At 44.3% G+C, this 20,437-nt stretch carries 19 protein-coding genes and 5 tRNA genes; 18 read left to right on the top strand and 6 right to left on the bottom strand.

Features of this window, described 5'->3' with window-relative positions:
• The first annotated feature begins 198 nt into the window (after positions 1-198).
• Genes NI464_RS10330 through NI464_RS10315 form a run of 4 tightly spaced genes read left to right on the top strand, consistent with a single transcriptional unit; the run spans position 199 to position 3,629 of the window.
• On the top strand, positions 199-1,557 hold the full coding sequence (locus NI464_RS10330) for a COG3014 family protein (RefSeq protein ID WP_034438391.1): 1,359 nt from the start codon (positions 199-201) through the stop codon (positions 1,555-1,557).
• Positions 1,558-1,576: 19 nt separating this feature from the next.
• Positions 1,577-1,978, top strand: a complete 402-nt coding sequence (locus NI464_RS10325; RefSeq protein WP_005248406.1) for a YcfL family putative periplasmic lipoprotein — start codon at positions 1,577-1,579, stop codon at positions 1,976-1,978.
• A gap of 12 nt (positions 1,979-1,990) precedes the next feature.
• The gene (gene lpoB, locus NI464_RS10320; protein ID WP_005108476.1) at positions 1,991-2,590 is read left to right on the top strand and encodes a penicillin-binding protein activator LpoB; all 600 of its coding nucleotides are present in this window, start codon (positions 1,991-1,993) and stop codon (positions 2,588-2,590) included.
• 52 nt (positions 2,591-2,642) lie between these two features.
• Positions 2,643-3,629 carry a CsgG/HfaB family protein gene (locus NI464_RS10315; protein ID WP_253138312.1) on the top strand — a complete coding sequence of 329 codons (987 nt, stop codon included), beginning with the start codon at positions 2,643-2,645 and terminating at the stop codon, positions 3,627-3,629.
• 86 nt (positions 3,630-3,715) lie between these two features.
• On the opposite strand, the gene recN is transcribed toward NI464_RS10315, so the two are convergent.
• Complete coding sequence (gene recN / locus NI464_RS10310) at positions 3,716-5,377, bottom strand: DNA repair protein RecN (RefSeq protein WP_243474087.1); 1,662 nt, start codon at positions 5,375-5,377, stop codon at positions 3,716-3,718.
• 441 nt (positions 5,378-5,818) lie between these two features.
• Here recN and ppnP point away from each other — a divergent pair, with 441 nt between their 5' ends.
• The 3 genes from ppnP to NI464_RS10295 all read left to right on the top strand — a co-directional run bounded on the left by ppnP (position 5,819) and on the right by NI464_RS10295 (position 7,956).
• On the top strand, positions 5,819-6,142 hold the full coding sequence (gene ppnP / locus NI464_RS10305) for a pyrimidine/purine nucleoside phosphorylase (protein WP_004281089.1): 324 nt from the start codon (positions 5,819-5,821) through the stop codon (positions 6,140-6,142).
• A 134-nt stretch (positions 6,143-6,276) separates the two neighbouring features.
• Positions 6,277-7,026: a 23S rRNA (guanosine(2251)-2'-O)-methyltransferase RlmB gene (rlmB, locus tag NI464_RS10300; RefSeq protein ID WP_005101440.1), complete on the top strand. Its 750-nt coding sequence runs from the start codon at positions 6,277-6,279 to the stop codon at positions 7,024-7,026.
• 6 nt (positions 7,027-7,032) lie between these two features.
• A complete protein-coding gene (locus NI464_RS10295) occupies positions 7,033-7,956 on the top strand; it encodes a DMT family transporter (RefSeq protein WP_004644926.1) in 924 nt (307 codons plus the stop codon).
• A 21-nt stretch (positions 7,957-7,977) separates the two neighbouring features.
• Here the strand turns inward: NI464_RS10295 and coaE are convergent, their stop codons facing one another.
• Genes coaE through pilB form a run of 4 tightly spaced genes read right to left on the bottom strand, consistent with a single transcriptional unit; the run spans position 7,978 to position 12,409 of the window.
• Positions 7,978-8,577, bottom strand: coding sequence for a dephospho-CoA kinase (gene coaE / locus NI464_RS10290; RefSeq protein WP_213686753.1), 600 nt, complete (start codon positions 8,575-8,577; stop codon positions 7,978-7,980).
• Position 8,578: 1 nt separating this feature from the next.
• Positions 8,579-9,439 carry a prepilin peptidase gene (locus tag NI464_RS15885; protein ID WP_213686754.1) on the bottom strand — a complete coding sequence of 287 codons (861 nt, stop codon included), beginning with the start codon at positions 9,437-9,439 and terminating at the stop codon, positions 8,579-8,581.
• The gene (locus NI464_RS10275) at positions 9,439-10,668 is read right to left on the bottom strand and encodes a type II secretion system F family protein (RefSeq protein WP_005108483.1); all 1,230 of its coding nucleotides are present in this window, start codon (positions 10,666-10,668) and stop codon (positions 9,439-9,441) included. Before NI464_RS10275 ends, NI464_RS15885 begins: the two co-directional genes overlap by 1 nt.
• A 31-nt stretch (positions 10,669-10,699) precedes the next feature.
• Positions 10,700-12,409 (bottom strand): type IV-A pilus assembly ATPase PilB, encoded by a 1,710-nt coding sequence (gene pilB / locus NI464_RS10270; RefSeq protein WP_253138310.1) that lies wholly within the window; start codon positions 12,407-12,409, stop codon positions 10,700-10,702.
• A gap of 277 nt (positions 12,410-12,686) precedes the next feature.
• On the opposite strand from pilB, the gene tpiA reads away from it, so the two are divergent.
• The 11 genes from tpiA (at position 12,687) to NI464_RS10215 (ending at position 19,944) form a co-directional block, all read left to right on the top strand.
• The gene (gene tpiA, locus NI464_RS10265) at positions 12,687-13,478 is read left to right on the top strand and encodes a triose-phosphate isomerase (protein ID WP_253138308.1); all 792 of its coding nucleotides are present in this window, start codon (positions 12,687-12,689) and stop codon (positions 13,476-13,478) included.
• 13 nt (positions 13,479-13,491) lie between these two features.
• Positions 13,492-13,821 (top strand): preprotein translocase subunit SecG, encoded by a 330-nt coding sequence (gene secG, locus NI464_RS10260; protein WP_005248398.1) that lies wholly within the window; start codon positions 13,492-13,494, stop codon positions 13,819-13,821.
• A 53-nt stretch (positions 13,822-13,874) separates the two neighbouring features.
• A tRNA-Leu gene (locus tag NI464_RS10255) sits at positions 13,875-13,959 on the top strand.
• Between the two features lie 53 nt (positions 13,960-14,012).
• Positions 14,013-14,089 (top strand) — tRNA-Met (locus NI464_RS10250).
• Positions 14,090-14,169: 80 nt separating this feature from the next.
• Positions 14,170-14,246 (top strand) — tRNA-Met (locus NI464_RS10245).
• 66 nt (positions 14,247-14,312) lie between these two features.
• Positions 14,313-14,389 (top strand) — tRNA-Met (locus NI464_RS10240).
• Positions 14,390-14,477: 88 nt separating this feature from the next.
• Positions 14,478-14,554 (top strand) — tRNA-Met (locus NI464_RS10235).
• A 223-nt stretch (positions 14,555-14,777) separates the two neighbouring features.
• On the top strand, positions 14,778-15,302 hold the full coding sequence (gene rimP / locus NI464_RS10230; protein WP_004281103.1) for a ribosome maturation factor RimP: 525 nt from the start codon (positions 14,778-14,780) through the stop codon (positions 15,300-15,302).
• A 34-nt stretch (positions 15,303-15,336) separates the two neighbouring features.
• Complete coding sequence (gene nusA / locus NI464_RS10225) at positions 15,337-16,821, top strand: transcription termination factor NusA (RefSeq protein WP_004281105.1); 1,485 nt, start codon at positions 15,337-15,339, stop codon at positions 16,819-16,821.
• Between the two features lie 10 nt (positions 16,822-16,831).
• Complete coding sequence (gene infB, locus NI464_RS10220) at positions 16,832-19,540, top strand: translation initiation factor IF-2 (RefSeq protein ID WP_114541781.1); 2,709 nt, start codon at positions 16,832-16,834, stop codon at positions 19,538-19,540.
• Positions 19,540-19,944, top strand: coding sequence for a ribosome-binding factor A (locus tag NI464_RS10215; protein ID WP_004281108.1), 405 nt, complete (start codon positions 19,540-19,542; stop codon positions 19,942-19,944). The genes infB and NI464_RS10215 overlap by 1 nt, the downstream gene beginning before the upstream one ends.
• Before the next feature lie 86 nt (positions 19,945-20,030).
• On the opposite strand, the gene NI464_RS10210 is transcribed toward NI464_RS10215, so the two are convergent.
• Positions 20,031-20,432: a Na+/H+ antiporter subunit G gene (locus NI464_RS10210; protein WP_253138306.1), complete on the bottom strand. Its 402-nt coding sequence runs from the start codon at positions 20,430-20,432 to the stop codon at positions 20,031-20,033.
• Between the last annotated feature and the right edge of the window lie 5 nt (positions 20,433-20,437).

Below are 20,437 nucleotides of genomic sequence, written 5' to 3'. Positions count from 1 at the left end.
GTTTAAATTCCCCATCATTAAATCGAGTTAAATTTTCATATTTCATGGGGCTAGTATAAACAATTTTTTACTTTCGCAAGAGATCTATTGTACAGAATATTTCAATTATTATACAAAATATACATATTGAAACCATATTGCTTTGTTCGTAGAATGCAGAAATTTTCATCTTTAATTTATTTTTTTAATGGGGTTGTTATGCATCATATTTTAAAAGGGACTTTAATTTCTGCGCTATTTTCTGTGTCGGTCACTTCACAGGCAGCAGTATTTAGTAGTTATAATGAAGAAGGTAGTTTTTTCCGTAGTCATTTGAATAGCGCTTTATCTGAAAACCTCATTACTCAGTTTAAGGACAAAGCTGATTCAAAGGATGGAGTTTTATATTTACTTGAACAAGCCCGCTTATTACAAGTTAACCATCAATATGAAGAAAGCCGAGATTATTATAAGCAAGCCTTTACGCTGTTAGAAAAACAAAAAAATCGGGCCAAAATTAGTGTGTCCCGAATGGGGTTTAAGGCTCTTGCCATGGTCAGCAATGACTCTGTAGTGCCTTATCTGGTACCAGCACATGAGCAGGTGCTGGCGCATATTTCCCAAGCTAAAAACTATATTTTCTTAAAGGATCTGGAAGCTGCTGCGGTAGAAATGCGCGTGGCTCAGGGCCTTCAGCGTGAAATCGAATTGTTGCACCAAAAAGAACTAGAAAAGAAAAAAGACAAAGTAGCTAAAAACACGGAAGCAGAGAAGAATCTAAGTGTGCTGGATGAAGCTTTTGTCGGTCTGGACCCCATAGCCGGCAAGATTAAGAACAGCTATCAGAATGCCTACGCTTTTTATATGGCAGCCAATTTATGGGAAACCTTGGGTGAATACAATGATGCCTTGGTTGATTATAAGAAAGCTTATGAGTTACAACCAGATAAGCAAATTTCCGAAGACGTGAAACGTCTGGATCAACTGGTCACACAGCATAAGAAGGGTAGTGTTCCGGTGATTGTATTTATCGAACAGGGAATTGTACCGCAAAAGGTGGAAAATAAAATTGATGTCCCTACACCGGGCGGTTTAATCAATATTGCTTTTGCGACCTATGAACCAAGTACCTATGTGATACCAACTAGCCTGAAAGTGAAAGTCAATAATAAAGCTTTACAAGACAGTTATGTGATTAGTGATATTGGTGCTTTGGCCGTCAAGGACCTCAAAGAAAAAATTATGGCGAATGTGAGCAGTCAGGTGCTGCGCGCCACTGCAAAATATGCCGCACAAAAAGAACTTGGTAACCAGTTTGGTGTGTTTGGTCAACTTGCCGGTAACGTCTTAAATATGGCGACTGAGCGTGCTGACTTGCGTGGCTGGAGTACCTTGCCGAGTAATGCCCAGATTGCGCGCTTAAATTTAACGCCGGGCAAACATAATTTACAACTTTCTAGCGGGAGTGTATCTAGCTCTCCGGTCACCCTAGATGTGAAAGCCAATCAAACAGTGTTTGTCTATGCCCATCATGTTAATGACAAAATTACGGCTAGTGTAAGCACCATTCCACATTAATCATAAATAAGGGAACAATATGAAACGTCAATTTAGCTTTGCTGTACTTGGTTTAGGGGCGCTGTTCATGGTGGGTTGTACCGCACCGAATGCCTTATCTACCCAAACCAATGCCAATAATGAAATGAGTATCCGCACCATTACCAATAATCCGGTATTAACTACGGAAGTCTTTGTGGAACGTGTGAATATGAGCTTGGTTGGTGATTTAAAGCGTGCTTCAATCGCGATCAAAAACCGCCGTTTTAACAATAAAGATTTTAGCTACAAGATTGTTTGGGTGGATGCACAAGGTGTGGAAGTTAATCCTGAAGGTGCCATCTGGAAGCCGATCCAGTTAACCGGACGTGAAACCAAAGGTGTGCAGTCCTTGGCGCCAAATCCATCTGCTGTTGATGTTGTTGTGTATTTGAAAAAATAAGAGAGACTTGAAATGAACGCAAAATTGATTTTCGCCGCATTGGCAACTACGACACTGCTTAGTGGCTGTGCCTCTACTGGTTCAGTAAGTTATGGTGATGCCCAAGCAGTCGAAACCTTAACCACAGACTTTGGTTCAACTGACTTGCAAATGATTGCAGCCAAAATGGTGGATGACATGTTGATGTTCCCGCCAGTGGTGCAAATGACCCAAAACCGCCGTCCGGTCATTGTCCTTGATCGGATTCATAACAAAACCCAGGAACATATCGATACCGAATCGATTACTGACAGTATTCAGAACAAACTAATCAATTCTGGAAAATTTCGTTTTGTTGATATGAAATCGGTGAATGCGGTGGCACAGCAGCTAGCTTATCAAAAGCAAAGCGGTATGGTGAACCAGTCAACAGCAGTACGTGCCGGTGGTCATATTGGTGCCGAATTTATGCTAAATGGCAACTTGTCGAGTATTGTGAAGAATGCCGGTGGCAAGAGTGATGTGTATTACAAGTTCACTTTTAAATTGCAAAACCTGCAAACTGGTATCGTAGAGTGGACTGGCGAGAAAGAAATCCGTAAGGCAGGCAAACGCTCGACTTTTGGTCTGTAATTTCAATGAAGGTCACTGTGCTTTTGGCACAGTGACTGTAGAAGAATATAATATGAAAAAAATATTACTTGCAGGCCTGTTGTCTGGATTGTTGAGCGCTCCGGCCTTTGCAGCCATTAAAGAAGTGGTTAAAGAAGCCAGTGGAAGTGGTCCAACTCAACACCAGGCGATTTCTGAAGCCTTATTAATTGCTGTGCAATCGGTAAATGGTGCTTCAGTTTCTTCCCAAATAAATTATGAAGAGACTGTTTCTGTATCGGTGAATAATCAGGGCTGGAGTTATAACGGTAAAGTTTCACCAGTTTTTAGTGTGGCAAATCAAGGTTCAGGTTCAGTGACCAAGTTTCAGGTGCTGAGTGTGACGGGTGCAAAAAATAATTACCGTGCCAAAGTTCGCGCACATGTGGTGAAGTTTGAATCGACTGTACAAGACCAGCATTTGCGCAGGATTGCAGTATTGCCATTCCAGATGGCCGAGAAAAATAACCGACTGGCCAATGACACATCTGCCTATGAGTTTAGTCAGGAATTATCCGATACTTTAGGAAATTATCTGGCTCAAAGCGGACAGTTGAGTGTGGTAGATCGTCATTATCTGGATGAAATGCAGTCTGAAAATGCATTCCTGTATTGGGATGGTGCACCGCATGAGCTGGCGCGTATCGGTCAGAAAGTTGGAGCAGACTATTTACTGGTGGGACGAATTAATGATCTGTCTAGTGCCAGCCATCAGCAAATGTATGGTTTGAATGCCGGCGCTGAACAAGTGCGTTTAAGCTGGCGTGTCATTGAAGCCAATACCAGTAAAGTGGTAGCAGCGGGCACTTTCAATCGAACTCTGTCTAATTTAATGACACAGAATATTCTGACCAATAGTTTAAATGACAGTACGGCGGATAAAATTGCTCAGGGCTTAAACCCGGAAATTTTACAGGGCTTAAAATTACAGCCTGTACAGTCTCAGACTGGTCAATCTTATGATTCATCACCGGGCTATGAAATGACGCCAGGTTCAAGCGATCAACCTGTAAAATGGTAAGTTAATATTAGTTCGAATGATTTTTAACACATAAAAAATCTCTGACCTAAATGCAGGGATTTTTTATGTGTCGCTTTACAAGTAGCTCAAGCCTGCTGAAATTTCAGCTGACGTAACTGGCGGGCATGTTGCAAGGTGGTTTCACTAATCTCTACACCGCCTGTCATTCTTGCAAGCTCCTGAATAATTTCATTTTCCTCAAGGTCAATGATTGTGCTGCTGGCAGGATCAGTCTGCTGTTTTTTTACCAGTAGATGCTGATCAGATTGTGCTGCCACTTGTGCCTGATGGGTAATACACAGAATCTGTACATGCTGGGCCAGATCGGCCAGTAAACGCCCGACAATCTCTGCGGTACCACCACTAATCCCGACATCAATTTCATCAAAGACCAATACTTCGGCTTCGGTTTTTTCCGCATTCATGACTTGCATCACTAGCGCAATACGCGAGAGTTCACCGCCTGATGCAACCCGGGCCAAAGGCTGTGCCGGAATGCCTTTATTGGCAGTAAACAGCAATTGAATAAAGCTGAGACCTTCACTAGATGGATGTTCCAAAGGCTCAAACTTAAACTCAAAATGTGCTTCAGGCAATGCCAGTTGTTTAACCTGCTCAGTGAGCTGTTTGGCCAACGGTGCTGCGGCTTCACGGCGAATCTGATCCAGATGTTGGGCCTTATCCAGAAACTCCTGATAAGACACTGCTACCTGCTCAGCGAGTGTTTCCGGATCTTCCAGTTGATGTAACTGTTCCAATTCACTTTGCCAGGCTTCATATTCTTCTTTGAGCAACTCTGGCTGGGTCCGATACTTACGTGCCAGACGATGGAAGATTTCCAAAGTTGAATTCAGCACTTCCATGCGTTCTGGATCAAAACTCTGCCGATCCATGAACTGGCGTAAATTCGCTGCTGCATCTTCAAGTTCGCTTTGTGCATTCAGCAGGGAAGTATAAATCCCGGAGAGCTGCTCACTGCGTCCGGCATGCGACTCAACCCGACGCATAATTGATGCCAGTTCCTGAGTGATATTCTGTTCAGCTTCATCCAGCACATTCAGGCTATAGACACAGTCCTGCATAATGGCTTCATGATGCGAGAGCCGATCAAATTCCTGCTCAATTTCCGGATAATCCGTCTGAACAATTTCTTCCAGTTCTTCGAGTTGTAGTTCCAGGGTTTCCAGACGCTGCTTGCGTGTCGCTTGTGCGTCTAAAGCTGCTTGATGCTGGCGGATATTTTTTTGCCAAGTGCTATACGCATCACGTACTGCTTGGGCCGGTGCATAAAAATGATAATAACGATCCAGCCAGTGCTTCGGATAAGGCGGTTCTAATAATTGTTGCTGACTATGCTGACTATAAAGTTGTACCAGTAAACGCCCAATTTCTTTCAGTTCAGACAGGCTGCTCGGACGTCCATTGATCCAGGCCTTGCTACGGCCGGTGGCAAAGATCACCCTACGTAAATGAATTTCACCTGACTCATCATCCAGTTCATGTTCTTTTAACCAGGCGGCTTCAGGACTGTGTTCCTGATAGCTGAAACTGGCAGTGACATCGGCTTTTTCTGAACCATAACGCACATAATTGGTATCGGTTCGCTCACCCAAACAGGCAGACAATGCATCCAGTAACAGGGATTTACCTGCACCGGTTTCACCGGTTAAAACGTTAAAACCTTTATCAATATCAATAGCAAGGTGTTCAGCTAAAGCAAAATTGATCAGAGTTAAATGTGTCAGCATAAACGCATCCGGGCTGCGAAAAGTTTGATTGAAATAGCCTGATGTTGGATTGGTGTCACAACATGGCTGTGATTATTATAAATCAGGACGAATCAATTTCATTCTATCTTAAATTTTAGCGATTTATATATGCTTATTTCACTGTATTTTCGCAAGAAGCTGACTCAGAAGTATGTTAATTCACTGCTGATTTTCATATTTTTGACATCCCTAATCTTTAAATTAATGACTCAATTGAGCCTGTTTCACAAGAGCACGTGCAAATTGAAACTTAAGCTTATATGTCAGCAAAATACAGGCCAAAACATGCTGAAAATAGCAGAGGTTTAGGCGATACAGAATATTTTATCGACGCCGACAAACTTCGATTGATTAGTTGAGGGTGCACATTTAAACTACAGCAATCAAAATATTACAAAATGCTTTATCTGGAGAAATCGCATGTCAGCTCAGTTTGATCATGTATCGGTACTTAAAAAATCTAATGTATATTTCGGCGGGTTGTGTATTAGTCACATTGTACAATTTGAAGACGGGACCAAGAAAACGTTGGGTGTCATTCTGCCCTCAGAAAATGCCTTGACCTTTGAAACACATGTTCCTGAGCGCATGGAAATTGTTTCAGGTGAATGCCGTGTTCAGATTGGTGATAGCGAAGAAAGTGAGCTGTTCCGTGCCGGTCAGTCTTTCTATGTACCGGGCAATAGCCGTTTTAAAATCGAAACCGATGATGTGCTGGACTATGTCTGCCATTTTGAAGGTTAAGTCCAGATTCAAGATCAGTGCAAACCGGGCAAGAAATTTCAGTGCGAATCGGTTAAACTAATCAGCTATAGAAATCCTGTGAAGTCAGCTTTACGGGATTTTTCTTTTGTATATAACTAATCTAGAGGTCGTTCATGGCAAAACCTGAATATTTTTATGGCGTACATTCAGTGGAGTCATTGTTAGAGCTTGAGCCTGAACGTGTCTTGACATTATTCACTCTCAAAGGACGCGATGATCAGCGTTTAAAGCGTGTACTGGAACTGGCTGAACCGTTTGGGATCAGTGTGCAGCAAGCCAGCCGTGACAAACTGGAGAAACTGGCCGGGCAACCGTTTCACCAAGGCGTGGTCGCTGCGGTACGTGCTCATCCAACCCTGAATGAAAAAGATCTTGAATCATTGTTGAGTGCGAATCCTCAAGCATTGTTATTGGCTCTTGATCATATTACCGATCCGCACAATCTCGGTGCCTGTATCCGTACAGCCGCTGCAATGGGCGTTGAGGCAGTGATTGCGCCACGTGATCGTTCTGCAACTTTAACCCCGACAGCACGTAAAGTGGCTGCTGGTGGTGCGGACAAAGTCAAATTCATTCAGGTGACCAATCTGGCGCGTACTTTGGGTCAAATCAAAGAAGATTTTAATGTTCGTGTGGTTGGTACCATGCTGGATGAAAAAGCGCTGCCGATTCAGAATTTTGATTTTACCGGTACCGGGGTTTGTGTGGTGATGGGTGCGGAAGATACTGGCCTACGTCCAATTACACAGAGCCAATGTGATCAGACCGTGTATATTCCGATGGCAGGTAATCTGCAAAGTCTGAATGTCAGTGTGGCTACAGGTATGGCACTGTATGAAGCTTGCCGTCAACGTAATCTTTAATTGATGATGGCATTGTCAGACCGTACGCAAGGCTATGTTTTTTTAGTTGTTACCATGTGCATCTGGGGCGGTTTTACCTTAACGGCCCGCCTGAATGCGCTTTGGCAGATCAGTGCCTGGGATATCGTGGCCTTGCGTTTTTCTCTGGCCTTCCTGATTCTGATGCCGATCTTGCTTTATCGTAAAGAGGCCGCTTTTTTACTGAAAAAAGAGCCTTTTATTTTAGCGATGATTGGCGGAGTGATTTATTGCCTGTTTGCCTATAGTGCTTTTCACTACGCGCCTACCGCCCATGCTGCAATTTTCTTGAATGGCTGTATTCCGATCTGTACCGCGATCATGGCTTTTTTTCTGATGGGGCAGGCTTTTGATAAACATACCTGGGCCAGCCTGATCATTATGATCGTCGTACTATGTCTCATGAGTATGCTGATGTATCGGGAAACTGGTGTAGCCTTTGGGGCAGGGGACGGGCTGTTTTTTATCAGTGCCATACTTTGGGCGATTTTTACTGTTTTATTGCGTAAATATCAGCTAACTGCATGGCAGGCAATGTGTGGTGTCGCGATCTGGTCGGCAGTGATATATGTGCCGATTTATCTGCTATTTTTACCGAAAAATTTGAGTGTGCCTGAACCCAAGCATTTACTGTTTCAGACCATTTTTCACGGCATATTTGTGGTGATTATTGCTACTTTAAGCTATGTAGAAGCCATCAAGCGTCTTGGTGCATTTAAGGCAGGCAGTATTACCAATCTTGCACCTTTTATTGCGGCAATTCTGGCTGTACCTTTATTAAATGAAACTTTAAGTCTGGCTATGGTGTGTGGCCTGATGGGTATGGCAGTCGGGGCCTTACAGCCGTGGCGCTGGTTACAGCATCAGGACAGTCTGAGCCGAAAATTAGCAGAACAAAAAAAGCAGTCTTAATCAGACTGCTTTTTTTATGCTTCAGCTGGCTGCCATGTTTAAATATTTTTGATGCAATGGGCGGAGATGGGCATAAAGATGATCCAGATGACCATCATTCAGCACAATATCATCAGCCATGGCCTGTTTCTGTTCACGTGACATTTGTGCGGCAATAATGTTTCGGATTTGCTCAATATTTTGACCATCACGTTGTGAGGCACGTTCAATTTGCAATTCGATCGTGGCATCAATCAGTAAGCGATGCTGAGTGAGCTCATGTTGATTGGTCTCAAACAGGAGCGGTGAAACCAGAATGGCATAGGAACTTTGCGCAGCATCTAGCTGCTGAATAATCGAAGTGCGAATTGCTGGATGAGTAATATTTTCCAGGGTTTTACGTGCTTCAGGAGACTGGAAGATATATTCACGCAGGGCACGACGATTCAGTGAGCCATCGGCAAGCAGTACCCAATCGCCAAAAGCCTGCTGAATCTGGGTAAGTGCAGGCTGCCCAATTTCGACCACTTCACGCGCTACCACATCGGCATCGACTACCGTGATCCCTTGTGCTTCAAACCACTGACTGGCAGCAGACTTGCCACTGCCAATCCCGCCGGTTAAACCGAGTACAAATTTCAATTTACTGACCTAAATACACTTTCATAATTTGTTCACCCCAAAGAAAAGCGATCCAGCCGGCAATCGCAATATAAGGACCAAAAGCAAAAGGCTGATTTTCCTTGCGAACTTTTAGCAGAATGATGCCAATAATCGCACCTACCAGAGAAGACAGCAGCACAATTAAAGGCAATAATAATGGACCCATCCAGGCGCCCAAAGCCGCAAGCAGTTTAAAATCGCCATAGCCCATACCTTCTTTACCGGTGATGATTTTAAACAGGTAATACACTATCCATAAACATAAAAAGCCAATGATGTAGCCCCAGATGGCAGAGCTTGGGGAGGTATAGAGTGCATAACTATTTACGCCTAGACCTAGTGCAGCCAGGGGCAGGGTATAACGGTCCGGTAATAACTGGGTATCAAAATCAATAAAGGTTAGGGCAATCAGCACATAAGTCAGGATCAGTCCAAACAGCATTTGCATTGTCGGGCCAAATACTGCTACGACAAGTAGTGCACAAACTGCCGTCAGAATTTCAACCAAAGGATAACGGATGCTGATAGGATTCTGACAGTTCGCACACTTGCCACGCAGGACCAGCCAGCTGATAACTGGAATATTCTGGTACCAGCGGATTGGCTGATGACATTTAGGGCAAGTCGAAGCGGGTTTGCTTAAACTTAATTTCGCTTCATCAATCACCGGCTGTTCCGGATGCAAAAACATCTGGCAATCGGTACGCCATTCCTGTTCCATCATCTTGGGAGTGCGGTAGATCACCACATTCAGAAAGCTGCCGATACATAAACTAAAAAGCCCAACTGCGATATACAGCGCCGTTGGGTTTTGAATAAAATATTGAATAAGATCTTGCATTAAACCACAGAACCCATTTGGAAGATTGGAAGGTACATGGCAATCACCAGACCACCAACGAGCACACCGAGAACGGCCATAATTAGCGGTTCCATCATCGAAGTTAAGCCGTCAACCGCATTATCAACTTCGTTTTCATAATGTGTTGCTACTTTATCCAGCATGGCATCTAATGCACCGGATTCTTCACCAATTGCAACCATTTGGACTGCCATGGATGGGAATTTGTTGGTCACGCGCATGGCAAACTGTAGTTGTTGACCTGTGGCGACATCTTCACGAATTTTCATCACAGCATCTTCATATACAACGTTATTGGTAGCGCCGGCAGTGGATTCCAGTGCATCAATCAAAGGTACACCTGCTGCGAAAGTCGTGGCAAGGGTACGGCTATAACGTGCAATAATCGCTTTATATACCAAATCCCCAAAAATCGGTGCTTTGAGTGCTGCTTTATCCAGAAAATCGCGGAATTTCTTGCTACGTTTTTTGGCTTCAAGAAAAGCGGTAATGATGGCTCCAATGGCAATAATCAGCAGGAACCAATATTTTTGCATCCAGTCCGACATATTGACCACCATCTTGGTAAAAGCGGGCAGGTCGGCGCCAAATGAAGAGAATAAATCCTGGAAAACCGGGACCACTTTGACCATCAAGATAATGGTAACAATCAGAGCGACCACAACAACTGTAGCTGGATATTTCATGGCCTTTTTGATTTTTTGCTTGAGCAATTCACTTTTTTCTTTGTAAATCGCAACACGATCAAGCATGGTTTCAAGAGCACCCGACTGCTCGCCTGATTCAACTAAAGAGCAAAATAAATTATCAAAATACTGTGGATATTTACGCAGTGCTCCAGCGAAAGTGTTACCCCCCTCGACTTCACCTTTAATTCCCAATACAACTTCACGCATGGATGGATTTTCCAGACCTTCTGCGACAATCTCAAAGCCTTGTACCAGTGGTACCCCGGCTTTCATCATGGTCGCCAACTGTCGGGTAAAAATTGTAATATCCAGTGTTGAGACTTTTTTCTTCATCAAGCCTTCAAGGATATTTTTTTTCTTTTCCCGAATGGTCTTGATGCTGATACCTTGTTTTCGAAGGGTGACCTTGGCCAAAGCCATATTTTTTGCTGGCAATTCTCCCTTGATCTTTGCCCCTTTACGATCAATTCCTTCATAGCTGAAGATCGGCATCATCTGGCCTTTCTTTACTGCTGCCATACCTTTATCCTTATTTTAGATCAGCATCCGATCATTCGCTGGTGACACGATTGACTTCCTGTAAAGAAGTCACCCCCTGCATCACCTTGATTAAACCTGACCGGCGTAAATTGTTAAAACCTGCACGTGCGGAAGCATCGGCAATTTCAAGTGCATTAGCGTCCTCCATAATAATTCTGGAAATTTCGGGCGTTACTTTCATAACTTCATAAATACCGACACGACCTTTATAGCCTTCGCGACACTCATTGCAGCCCACCGGTTCATAAATTTGGAACTCAGGTTGCTGCAAGTCGGTTTCGGTAAAACCCATCTCCAGTAAGCTTTGTTTCGGAATATCGGCAGGTTTTTTACATTGTGAACACAAACGACGTGCCAACCGTTGTGCAATGACCAGGTTGACTGAAGTGGCAATATTGAAAGAAGGCACCCCCATATTGCGTAAACGGGTCAAAGTCTCAGGCGCACTATTGGTATGCAGCGTCGACATCACCATATGACCGGTCTGCGCAGCTTTAATCGCAATCTCGGCAGTTTCCAGATCCCGGATCTCACCGACCATGACGATATCCGGGTCTTGACGTAAGAAGGACTTCAGTGCGGCAGAGAAGGTCAGGCCAACTTTATTATTAACGTTGACCTGATTAATCCCTTGCAAGTTAATCTCGACCGGATCTTCCGCTGTGGAAATATTGGTATCTTCACGATTCAGGATATTCAAACCGGTATAAAGTGAAACGGTTTTACCGGAACCTGTTGGACCAGTGATCAGGAGCATGCCTTGCGGTTTGTCCAGCGCTTGCATAAAAAGGTCTTTTTGTTCCGGTTCATAACCTAGTGCATCAATTCCCAACATCGCGCTGGAGGGATCCAGAATCCGCAGTACCAGCTTCTCACCAAACAGGGTAGGGAGAGAGTTGACACGGAAATCAATGGCTTTATTTTTAGAAAGTTTTAATTTAATACGACCATCTTGCGGTACCCGTTTTTCAGAAATGTCCATTTGCGACATGACTTTAAGACGCGAAGACAAGCGATTTGCCAGCTGTAGTGGTGGTGTTGCAATCTGGCGTAGCACCCCATCAACCCGGTACCGTACCCGATAGATTTTTTCATAAGGTTCAAAGTGTAGATCCGAAGCACCCATACGAATCGCATCGATGAGTAACTTATTTATATATTTGACAATTGGTGCTTCATCACCTTTATTGCTTTCATCATCTTCTTTATTCGGATCGGTGGATTCAACATCAACATCCAGATCAAAGTCTTCATCAAACTCAAACGTGCTTTCTTCAGTAAAATTCTGCTCGATCAGTTTTTCAAGTTTATTGTGTTCAACAATAATCGTTTCAATATTGAGTTTGGTGGAAAAACGGACTGCATCAATTGCTTCGATATTGGTGGGGTTACTGATCGCAACATATAAAATACTGGAATTTTTAAAAATCGGCAGGATGCGATGCTTGGTAATCAGCTTTTCATCAATCACATCCCGCAAAATTTGGGCAGGATCATAGGCACTGATATCAAACAGTGGTTCGCCAAATTCAACTGAAATCGTTTCAGCAATGACGGTCGGGGAAAGTTGCTGCTGGTTAATTAACTCAGCCACGATATCGATTTTTTCTTGCTTGGCATGCGCCAACGCACTGCGCATATCTTCAGCCGAGATGACGCCTTCCTCGACCAAACGACGAATAAATCCGGTAAATCTTGGCGACCCCTGTAATGCTGTCATGCTATAAATGCCTACTCATCAAATTCTTTTAATTGCTATATTAAAATTATACGTTTGTTACGTAAAAATACCATAGCCAAGAGTGCTGCTCGCTTCCTCATCTCCAGTAAAAGCATGAACTGGTTAGAAGAAGTCCTCATTTTTTTAAGTGATAACAAAAAATAACCATTTTGGATAGTCTAAACTGAGAATGAGTGATAAGAAAACTATTCTTTTAATTTTCCAATTCCGTGTAGAATGTGCCCAATTCAAAATATGTAAATGAAATAGGTTAATTATGTCGGTTTCGACGATTACCCCTTGGGTGATAGGTAACTGGAAAATGAATCCAGTGCAGGCAGAGGCATTGAGCTTGGTACGTGATATTAAGAATTTGCTGGAGACTGCACCAATTGCCGAAGATCAATGTCATTTAGGTGTGGCACCGATTGCAATTGCCTTAAGCCAGATTCAGGCAGAGCTATCATCTGCGGTTCGTCCAATTTATACCGTAGCACAAGATGTTTCACGTATTTCAGGAATGGGCGCTTACACCGGTGAAGTTAGTGCTGAATTGCTGGCCGACAGTCAAATCCAGTATGTACTGGTGGGTCATTCTGAACGCCGTGAAATATTTGCAGAAAATGCTGATATTTTAAATGCTAAAATCAAGAATGCTTTAAGTGCTGGTTTGACGGTAATTTATTGTATCGGTGAAAGCATGGAACAACGTGAAGCAGGGCAGGCAGAAGCTGTAGTATTGCAACAAATTTGTGATATCGCTGCTGTGGTTGAAGCCGAACAATGGAAAAATATCGTGATTGCCTATGAGCCGATCTGGGCGATTGGTACAGGTAAAACAGCTTCTCCTGAAGATGCGCAGGCCATGCATGCACAAATCCGTCAAGGTTTAAGCCAGATTACGGGCTATGGCGAGAGTATGGCGATTTTATATGGTGGTAGTGTCAAGCCGGAAAATGCAGTAGAGTTAGCAGCCTGCCCAGATATCAATGGGGCATTGGTCGGTGGTGCATCACTCAATGCTGAGTCGTTCCATAAAATTGCTCATGCATTTGCAAATACACAATAATTAGGAGTTCAGCATGCAAACTTTTGTGCTGGTAGTACATATTATCTTAGCTGTTTTGATGATTGTCTTGATTTTGGTTCAGCATGGTAAAGGTGCAGATGCTGGTGCCTCTTTCGGCGGCGGTGGTGCAGCGACAGTATTTGGAGCTTCAGGTTCGGGTAATTTCATGACCCGTTTAACTGCGATTTTTACTGCACTGTTCTTCGTGACCAGTCTGACTTTGGCGATTTTGGCCAAGCAACAAACCTCGAATGCCTATAGTTTGGGATCTGTTCAGTCTGCGCCGACCGTACCTGTGCAATCGAATGAAACTTCACCAACTGCACCAGAAACGACCGAATAGTTTTAATTAATCCTTTCTTTTTTTCAGTGATGCGACTAGAATGCGTCACAGCTGCGGTGGTGGTGGAATTGGTAGACACGCTACCTTGAGGTGGTAGTGCTTTCGGGCGTGGGGGTTCAAGTCCCCCCTTCCGCACCAACTTATAATCCAGAAATTTAAGTTGGTGTATGCAGCTGAAAAACTTCTATTGATGCGGGATGGAGCAGTCTGGTAGCTCGTCGGGCTCATAACCCGAAGGTCGTTGGTTCAAATCCAGCTCCCGCTACCAATCAATCCTTTTTAAAGACGCAAACTTTCAAGAGGCAGCTTAAACCAGTATTAAGCTGAGAAATATAATTTGCATGTTGTTGCGGGATGGAGCAGTCTGGTAGCTCGTCGGGCTCATAACCCGAAGGTCGTTGGTTCAAATCCAGCTCCCGCTACCAATCTTTTAAAGATGCAAACTTTAAAAGCAGCTTGGAATATTAAGCTGAAAGTTTTTTGTACGCTGATGCGGGATGGAGCAGTCTGGTAGCTCGTCGGGCTCATAACCCGAAGGTCGTTGGTTCAAATCCAGCTCCCGCTACCATTTTTTCAGCGACAGATCACAAATATGCAGAATGATGTGGTTTTGATTGAAAAGTTCTCATCTTTTGTATATAATTTTTGCACGTTGATGCGGGATGGAGCAGTCTGGTAGCTCGTCGGGCTCATAACCCGAAGGTCGTTGGTTCAAATCCAGCTCCCGCTACCAAGTTTCTAAAAAGAGGCTCACAACAAGGTGGGCCTTTTTGCACAGTGGGATTTGAAAAAATCTTAAATTGTGCATTAATTGGGGCGATTTACGCCCTTTTTTATTGGCTATCGTGTAGTGTCGACATTATTTGGTCAAATCTCCATGTTTCACTACTACTATAGTTTGTATTCGTTTGTAGTGGTCAAATAGATCATAAAATCGCACCAGATGACGAGAGTAAATGAAGCTATCAAATAAAACTCAAGCACTTCAGGACTTGATTGCACCAGCAGTTGAAGCCTGTAATGTAAACCTTTGGGGGATTGAATTCCTGCCACAGGGTAAATGTTCGTTATTACGTATCTACATCGACAAGCCAGTCGATGAGAGCGTTGCACCAGCAATCAATGAAGATGGTGAAGAAGAGCAGGGGCGTGGTATTGGCGTTCAGGATTGTGTGCGTGTCACGCAGCAAGTGGGCGCAATGCTGGATGTTCATGATCCGATCTCGGGTGAATATTCACTTGAAGTATCTTCGCCAGGCTGGGACCGTCCATTCTTCCAGCTCGAACAAATGTCAGGCTATATCGGTCATACCGTAGCACTACGTTTGATCAGTGCGGTAGATAACCGTCGTAAATTCCAGGCCAAACTGGTTGCTGTCGATCTTGAAAATGAAATGATTCAGGTTGAAGTAGAAAAGCAACAGGTATTGGAGATCGACAGTCACAATATCGATAAAGCAAATTTGGTCTTTCAAGATTAATTGAATAAATAAAAATTTAACGAATAGGTGACGTATGGCACGTGAAATTCTGACCGTCGTTGAAACGGTTAGTAACGAAAAAGGTGTACCTCGTGAAGCGATCTTTGAAGCGCTTGAGCAAGCTTTAGTTGCTGCGACAAAGAAAAAATTCTACGAAGGAACACATTCGGAAGAAGCACGTTTACGTGTGGAAATCGATCGTAAAACAGGTGACTATCGTACTTTCCGTCAGTGGGAAGTGGTTGCAGACGAAGACCATGAAATGCCAGCTTGTCAGGATGCCATCTCTGATGTCGATCCGGCAAAATGGTCGATTGGTGACATTCGTGAGCTTGAAGTTGAATCGATTGACTTCGGTCGTATTGCAGCGCAAATTGCCAAGCAAGTGATCGTACAGAAGATCCGTGAAGCAGAGCGTGCACTTGTAGCCGATGCTTACGAATCTAAAGTCGGCGAGCTGATCTACGGTGAAGTGAAAAAACAAACCAAAGACGGCTTCATTATCGACTTAGGTGACAATGCTGAAGCGTATCTTGCTCGTGAAGAAATGATTCCGAAAGAAATCCTTCGTCCGAAGCAACGCGTGAATGCGATTCTGTTCAATGTCAACCGTGAAGGTCGTGGTGCGCAGTTACAACTGTCACGTGCTAAACCGGATATGCTGATTGCATTGATGAAGAAAGAAATCCCTGAGATTTCTGAAGAAATTATTGAAATTAAAGCGGCAGCTCGCCAACCAGGCGTTCGTGCTAAAATTGCAGTGAAAACCAATGACCACCGTATTGACCCGGTGGGTGCTTGTATTGGTATGCGTGGTACCCGTATTCAGGCTGTACAGCAAGAGCTCAATGGCGAGCGTATTGATGTGGTAGTTTGGTCGGATGATCCTGCGCAATATATCGCAAGTGCATTGGAACCAGCAGATGTATCGAGTATTGTCATTGATGAAGATGCACGTACTGCAGACATCATTTTCGCAACCAGCGATCAGTTGGCACGTGCGATTGGTTCACAAGGTCAGAACGTTCGTCTGGCATCTGAATTGACTGGCTACAAGCTGGACATGATGCTGGAAGAGGAATACTACGCCCGTCAACAAAACGAAGCGCAACAATATTTAGACATGTTTGTTACCCGTCTGGATATCGCGGAAGATTTGGCGATGGCATTGGTAGAAATGGGCTTCACCTCGCTTGAAGAAATTGCTTATGTCCCTGCGGAAACGTTTGATGAAATCGAACTGGATGCGGAACTGGTTGAACTACTGCAAAGCCGTGCGAAAGAAATTGCACTTGCTGATGCATTACAACAGCAAGAGAACATACAAGCGCCAAGTGAAGAACTTGTTGCAATGGAAGGCATGACAGTAGAGATCGCGCAAGCGCTAGCAGCTCGTGGTGTGGTAACAGTGGATGATTTAGCAGATCAGGCGACTGACGATATCGAAGATATTGAAGGTTTGGGTGCTGAGAAAGCAGGTCAACTCATTATGAAAGCGCGCGAATCATGGTTTAACTAGGAGGTAGTATATGACGGACAAGTCGATTAAAGAGTTAGCCCTCAATGTGGGTCGTCCAGTTGAGAAGCTCCTAGAGCAGGTTCGTGAGGCAGGTTTACCACAGCGTAAAGCTGACGATATTATTACCACCGAACAACAAGACAGCTTGATGAGTCATGTGAAAAAGTCACAGGGTTCAGAAAGCCAAGCAGGGCAAATCACGTTGAAACGTAAAACGACTAGTACGGCTAAAGTAGCCAGTACTTCAGGTAAGGCGAAAACGATTAATGTAGAAGTTCGCAAGAAGCATACATTTGTTAAGCCGGATCCAGAACAGATCAAAGCAGAAGCATTGGCGAAAGCCAAGGCTGAGCAACAGGCCAAAGCTGCGCCTGAGCAGAATACAGCGCAAGCTGCTTCTGCCGAAGCTCCAAAAACTGGCGTAAATAACGCGAATAAAGCTCTAGAAGCGATGCGTGCTGCTGCAAAGCAAACCAGCGACAAGCAAGAAGTTTCTAAAGCTGCAGTTGTGGTAAAACGCAAATCAACCAACAAGCCGATTGTGAAGCAAGTTGTTAAACCAACTGAAACCGCTGAACAGAAAAAGGCACGTGAAGCAGAAGCAGCAAAATTAAAAGCTGTTGAAGAAGCAGCACGTCGTAAAGCGGCTGAAGAAGCGCAACAACGTACGCTTGAACAAATGCGTCAAATGGCGTCTAAGTACACAGCGGAAGATACCACTGCAACGATTCGTGTTGTTGATGATTCTCCTCTGGCTGCCGGCCTTGTTGGTCAGGCATATGAAGACTCTTTTGCCAAAGAAGACCGCGAAATCAAACGTGGTACGAATACGCCGAGCGCGCGTGCACCTAAAAAAGGTGGTCGTCGTGGTCAGGAAGAGCAAAGCTTCAGCAAACAGCCTAAGCGCGGTTTAAAAACTAGCCAGGGCAACAAGCACGGCTTCGAAAAACCTGTGAAAAAACAGGTTTACGATGTTGAAATCGGTGAAACGATTGTCGTTGCTGATTTGGCTGCGAAAATGGCAGTTAAGGTTCGTGAAGTGATTAAATCACTCATGAAAATGGGTGAATTGGTTACTCAGAACCAGGCGATTGATCAAGAAATTGCTGCACTCGTTGTTGAGGAAATGGGCCATAACCCGGTACTGGTTTCTGATACACAAGCTGAAGATAACTTGCTTGAAGCAGCTGAAGAAGCACGTGGTGCGCAATCTACGCGTGCGCCTGTTGTTACCATTATGGGTCACGTTGACCATGGTAAGACATCGCTGCTTGACCGTATTCGTCGTGCCAAAGTGGCTGCTGGGGAAGCGGGCGGTATCACACAGCATATCGGTGCTTACCATGTAACTACTGATAAAGGTATGATTACATTCCTCGATACTCCGGGACACGCAGCATTTACTGCAATGCGTTCACGTGGTGCGAAAGCAACAGATATCGTGGTACTGGTTGTTGCAGCAGATGATGGTGTAATGCCACAAACTGCGGAAGCGATTGACCATGCACGTGCTGCGGGTACGCCAATCATTGTTGCAATCAACAAGATGGATAAAGAATCTGCTGATCCAGATCGCGTATTGAATGAATTGACTGTGAAAGAAATCGTGCCAGAACAATGGGGTGGTGACGTTCCAGTGGCAATGGTTTCTGCACATACTGGTCAAGGTATTGATGAACTTCTTGATATTATTTCGATTCAAGCTGAACTTCTAGAGCTTAAAGCATCGGAAGAAGGCGCTGCACAAGGTGTCGTAATTGAAGCACGTGTAGACAACAGCCGTGGTGCGGTAACGTCTATTCTGGTTCAAAACGGTACATTGAAAGTAGGTGATCTCGTTCTTGCCGGTTCATCTTATGGTCGCGTTCGTGCGATGACGGATGAAAATGGTCAGCGTATCAAATCTGCAGGTCCTTCGATTCCAGTGGAAATTCTGGGTCTTCCAGAAGCACCAATGGCGGGTGACGAAGTTCTTGTGGTGAGTGACGAGAAGAAAGCACGTGAAGTTGCCGATGCGCGTATGGATCGTGAACGTCAAAAACGTCTTGAGCGTCAATCTGCAATGCGTCTTGAAAACATCATGGCGTCTATGGGCAAGAAAGATGTGCCTATCGTAAATGTTGTGTTGAAAACTGACGTACGCGGTACCTTGGAAGCATTACACGTTGCACTTGCTGAGCTTGCGACTGATGAAGTTAAAGTACGTATCATCGGTTCTGGTGTAGGTGCGATCACTGAGTCTGACGTGACACTGGCTGAATCTTCAGAAGCAGTTCTACTCGGCTTTAACGTACGTGCGGACAACGCTGCGCGTCAAAAAGCAGATGCAGACAGTATCGACATTCGTTACTACTCAATCATCTATCAATTGATTGATGATGTGAAAGCAGCAATGAGCGGTAAGCTTGCACCAGAACATCGTGAAACGATTCTGGGTGTTGCACAAGTACGTGAAGTATTCCACTCAAGTAAGTTTGGTGCGGCTGCGGGCTGTATGGTACTTGAAGGCGTATTGCATCGTAACAAACCGATTCGCGTATTACGTGATGACGTGGTTGTGTTCCAGGGCGAGCTTGAATCTCTTCGTCGCTACAAAGAAGTGGTTGAAGAAGTTCGTGCCGGTATGGAATGTGGTCTTGCGGTGAAAGGCTATAAAGACATCAAAGCACTTGATAAGATCGAAGTGTACGATGTTCAATTGATTAAACGGAGTCTTTAATGGCGGGTAGTCAACGTCTGAAGCGTATGGCGGATACAGTACAACGCGAGTTGTCAGAACTGATCCGTCAGGAGCTGAAAGATCCACGCTTAGGTGGTCTGGTGACCATCTCTGCGGTGAAGGTGAGCCCAGACCTGGGATATGCGGAAGTTTATGTCACTGTGATGGGACGTGAACTTGGCGATGAGCAAAGCCAAGAAGCCAATAAAGAAACTTTGGATGTGTTGAACAAAGCATCTGGTTTCTTGCGCCACGAGCTGAGTCGTCGTATCAAAACCCGTATTACACCTCGTCTACGTTTCCATTACGATAAGACCAATGCATATGGTAACTATATGTTTGGTCTGATCGCTGAAGCAGTGAAGGACTTACCTGAAGCTGAAGCAAAAAAAGATGATGAATAAGTCTTAGGACTAAAAAAGCTACCTTCGGGTGGCTTTTTTTATCTCTAGATTTTTTAGATTTAAAAGAACTTGAATTGCTTGTTCAATTAATCTAAATCATCATTGCGATTGGTTTTCTTTTCATAAAAAGCACGGCGACGTGAGCGCTGCCAAGGCAGAGGGCGTTCCAGCGTTTCCGGAACCTCGCCACTCAAAGAGCGTAAACGCAAATGTAATGCAGCCTGTGCCATCAGATTGGCAGATACCGGTGCGGTAATGAAGGCGAACAGGGTGATGAGCACTTCAGCAAAACCGAAACGGCCATATATGGCCGAGAACAGAATTGAGGCCATCAAAAAGCTGCCCAGGCCCAAAGTACTGGATTTGGTCGGGGCGTGCAGACGCATAAACAGATCGGGCAGACGGACCATACCGATCCCGCCGACCAACATAAAGAAAGCACCAATCAATAAAAAAATCGACACCAGTATTTCTAAAATTAAGGACATTTAAA

It is taken from the genome of Acinetobacter lwoffii (assembly GCF_024129685.1).
GTDB classification, from domain to species: domain Bacteria; phylum Pseudomonadota; class Gammaproteobacteria; order Pseudomonadales; family Moraxellaceae; genus Acinetobacter; species Acinetobacter lwoffii_X.
Note: the sequence above shows the minus strand (reverse complement) of the source record. Positions and strands in the feature narration are given on the sequence as shown.